This window comes from Thermogutta sp., assembly GCF_014359955.1.
Lineage (GTDB): Bacteria > Planctomycetota > Planctomycetia > Pirellulales > Thermoguttaceae > Thermogutta.
In genome coordinates this window covers 1-3,927 of the sequence record NZ_JACIYL010000415.1, presented here as the reverse complement: position 1 = coordinate 3,927, position 3,927 = coordinate 1, and the positions used below count along the sequence as shown (strand labels likewise).

Annotated in this window: 3 protein-coding genes; 2 read left to right on the top strand and 1 reads right to left on the bottom strand. The window is 58.5% G+C overall.

Annotated features, from left to right (window positions below):
• Positions 1-1,898 (bottom strand): hypothetical protein (locus tag H5U08_RS12290; protein WP_297033440.1); only part of this gene is annotated, 1,898 nt, incomplete at its 3' end.
• A 550-nt stretch (positions 1,899-2,448) separates the two neighbouring features.
• Here H5U08_RS12290 and H5U08_RS12285 point away from each other — a divergent pair.
• The gene (locus H5U08_RS12285) at positions 2,449-2,664 is read left to right on the top strand and encodes a CDGSH iron-sulfur domain-containing protein (RefSeq protein ID WP_297033437.1); all 216 of its coding nucleotides are present in this window, start codon (positions 2,449-2,451) and stop codon (positions 2,662-2,664) included.
• 400 nt (positions 2,665-3,064) lie between these two features.
• Complete coding sequence (locus H5U08_RS12280) at positions 3,065-3,847, top strand: class II glutamine amidotransferase (protein ID WP_297033434.1); 783 nt, start codon at positions 3,065-3,067, stop codon at positions 3,845-3,847.
• The last annotated feature ends 80 nt before the right edge of the window (positions 3,848-3,927 follow it).

Here is a 3,927-nt window from a genome sequence, read left to right as displayed (position 1 = left end):
TCGGTGGCACGACCTCGTTCAGGCTGAGTGGCGCCAACGTAGAGCACATCCCTCGGTGGTGCAAGTTCGATTTCGATCACGTGGTCGATTCTCACATGATCAGTCCGGGGTGCTGCCCACCGGATCCCCGAATGGGCAGGGATGATCTTGGATTCGCCAGCGAGGCGGATTTCCCGTTTTCCCTGCTCGAAAATCCATCGCCGGTTGTTCAAGACCCCGATCAATCCCGTGGCAACTTCCTGGATCGTGCAATCCCGCTGGACGATGAGTTTTTCGCGGATTCGCACCCGGCCTGAAATGTCCCCGGTAAGGGCCCATTCGGCAAGAATAGCGTCGCCATGGCTGAGGTGGAGGATTCCCTCGAACGATTCGTCTTTTTCGGAAAATTCCGCTCGGAGAAGCCTCAGGGGTAGTGGTTCCGTACTGCCCGACAGGGTGATCCACCCCACCAGACTTCGCTGGTCTGGAGAAATCAGGCGATCGCGCTGATTGGGGGTGAATGTTCCCATGATCACCGAGCCGTAGCTTAGGGCCGTGATCAGGCGAGGAGTTCGGTACAAGAAAATCTTCCCGAACCGGAGATGTTTTGCACCCGTTCGGGGCTGGTATTTTCCCATCGCTGCGGGGTCGGCGAAATGGAGGTGCAGCCAAGCTCGGGCAAGGGCCTGGGCGATGTCCGTTTGCGTGGAAGGGAAGAAGAATTCGGAGGGGTCGTAGATCGCTCCTTCCGGGGATCGGGCCTGCATCCTCTCGATGACCTCCACAGTCCGTAGAGCAAGGTCCCACGCTTCGCCATCCCGACCGTAAACAAACATCAGGATATGGGCAGAAAGCCACGCGGGTTGCCGAAAGATCGTCCAGTCCTGTCCGCTGGGATACACGAATCCCATGTCGGGAAAGATGAACCACTTGAGGTTTTCGTAAATCCCTCTCACGTTCCACAGAACGGACTGTGGTTCGCGCCGGCCAGTCATCCGAAAATCCGTCACGCAACCCATCGACAGCGTGAAAGTGGACATGTAATCCGGGTGGACAAATCCATGATTTTCGAGGGTGAAGTCATCGAAGATATTCGCTCCGGTGAATTGTTCCGCGACCGGTCGGCCGTCCACCACTTCGGTCGCATGTTGGTCGGAAGGACGCAGAAACGCCGAGAGTGTCCATCGCTGGAACTGCCGCATCCACTGGTCGGCCTGGGGATCCTGGGGCATGAGCAACCAGGCCACCGACAGGATCTGTGCGTTCCAGGCGTTTTCTTCGGCCTTGGTATCGCCACGAAGCCGGGCGGGCGGCTGGCTGTGGGCGATGCGTTCGGCCTCGTGACGCACGACCCGGCGGACAGCCGACCGCAAATCCTCCGGCAAATCGTTCCAGATGAACCAGGCTCCTCTTCCCAACATTTGCGCCCAGTGTGCCGACTGCCAGGCGTCGCCCCACTTTCGGCCGTCGCCGGTCAGTTGGCTTCCCGTCACATGCGTTTCCGTCAGATACCGGATCATGGGAACGATGATGTCCCGCAGAAGGGTCTCGCGGGACATGCCAACCAGTTTTTCGTCATATGGCCCAAATCGGTAGAGAAAACAGAACGCCTGCACCGCCCCCGTGTTGGGACGGATCCAATGTTCCGCACTGCGGCTTTCGGTGAGCAGTTTGTACTGCGGATCCCCTTTCCACGGTTTCACCAGACCCAGTAGATAGTGACACTGCTTCTCCAGAATCACATACAGTCTGTCGGCGAGGTTTGCGATTTGCGGGCTGGGAAATTCGGGCAAGGCGAGCGGGGCCACACCAGGCTCTTCACCGAATGAAGCCCGCGCCAGCCCTGTGCAGACGACGGCCGCAGTCAGCCAGACGAAAATGGCGGGGACACACACTCGGGGATGCCTGACCGTGCTCATTTGTTGGCTCCTGTGGGCTGGTTGGGTTGTTCGGGGGAATTTCTTTCGGGTGGCATCGCCCCTTTGCGGAGCAGCCCTATTGTGCCGATTGCGGTTGGGTCTCACAACCCGTCGTGCTGCTTGACCCAGCCCCAGTTTTGCAGAAAACCTATGACGGCTACGAGCGCCGAGTGTCGGGGGCCATTCTTGAACGCCCCCCACCGGAACGCGAGTGAATGGGGGTGGATCATCCAGGGTGGGCAGGCGGACCTGACAAGCAGGTCCCTTCGAGAAATCCTTCGGAGGGGCGCGCTTGTCGTGCCCGGTGTTACAGCATGTGTCACGTTACCAACCTTGGTAGGGGCCATTCATGAATGGCCGCTACAACACCTTGTGCCCGTGGTGCGTCTTAAGCTTTTGCAAAAGGGGGAGGGGGCAGGAGGACGGCCACTTGACCGGATTGATAGACTGAGTAGATTGCTCAACAAATCAAGAATCTGGCTCCACAAACCGGGAGCGTTCACCCCATTCGTCACACAAGTCCGTGTTTCTGCTGGAAGGAGGATGCCTGATGTCTGATGTCGTCATCACGGTTCGGCCGAACGGTCCGTATCTCGTGCAGGGAAAGGTGCGCGTTGTGGATGTGGATGGACGGGAGTTTCCGACCGACCCCTCCCGGCCGATTGCCCTCTGTCGCTGTGGACACTCAAAAGAGCGCCCATTCTGCGACGGATCACACAAGACGTGTGGCTTCCAGGCGGATGACCATGCTCCCGCGGGCGGGTGATGGGGCTCGGCTGAGTTTTTGTCGAAACGTGTTAAGGCGGGGGTGAGGCATGCTCCCGCCGTTTTGGTTCTGTGGCTCAACGGTTGGAGTGATTTTTCGGATGTTGCCGGCTCCGGTCGGCGGTTCTTCGATCTTTTCGGGGCAGGCAGCGGAGTTGGAAGTCCCCAAAAGCTTTTCGTAAGTGACCGCGTTGACTAAACTAAAAAGGACGCCCGGGAGATCAGTCCCGGATGTTATGGGCCAGCCAGTGGAATCAGAGGGCATTGCAAGATCACGCAATCCGCACCAACCGTGTCGTGTCATCCGCATCCTTGCACAGCAGCATTGATTACCGGGATTGCCGGAAAGAACGTGACAATGGGGTGCCTCGCCCGATGAGGGAGAGGAGGGTTAGCGATTTATGAGTTCCTGGATGTTTGGTGTTATCACGCACAAGCCTGCGGACCTGGCCCTTTCGCTCCACGAGGGTTCGCCGGCAGAGAGCAGTGGTTCCTCGCCAGCTCTGGCGTGGGGGATCGGTTGGTACGAGGGGGCCCGGCCCAAGATCACCAAGCAGGTGCAGGCTTCCGCCGCAAGGCCGAGTAACGCCGCGCGGTTTGCCCCCGGCACTTCCCGAATTTACATCCTTTTCCTGGATGCCGGTGTTTCCGGGGATGAGGATGAGCGGAACCTCTCACCCTTTCATTATCGGAATTGGCTGTTCGCGCAGCAGGGGCATCTCAATCGAGAAGCACTTTTTCGGCTTCTCGATCCTGCTCACGCGGAGTCGCTGGATGGGGAGAGCGGGGGCGAAGCCTTTTTTCACTGGATTGTTCAAAACATCAAGAAAACGCGGGACCTGGTGCCCAGCCTGCTCGATTCGCTTCGCCAGGTAGGGGAGGATGGCGTGGCGTTTCTCCTCAGCAATGGGCGATGGCTTTTCGCCTACCAGAGCGGTCATCCCCTCTATTACCTGGAAAGACGCTTTTCAACCAGTGAGCACACCTTCCATTACCACGTTTCGGACCTGGAAGCCAATATCAACAGTTCTACCCTGGCTAACGAAAGCGCCATCCTGATTTCGTCGCAGAAGCTCAGTGATGAACGCTGGTGCGAAATTCCCCAAAACCACCTGCTGGCCGTGACTCCCCGGCTCGATATCATCCTGGTGGACCTTGCAGAACAACCCACGGAGACAGCGTAGCCCTCCCCGGGCTTCTGGAGCCAGGCGAAGGGGTATAGTCGCGGGACAGGCGGTTTATCCGTTGCTCTTGGGTGTTCCCC

Bases quoted from the DNA above. Each gene is read 5' to 3' on its own strand.
- H5U08_RS12285 (WP_297033437.1), top strand. From the start codon at position 2,449: ATGTCTGATGTCGTCATCACGGTTCGGCCGAACGGTCCGTATCTCGTG.
- H5U08_RS12280 (WP_297033434.1), top strand. From the start codon at position 3,065: ATGAGTTCCTGGATGTTTGGTGTTATCACGCACAAGCCTGCGGACCTG.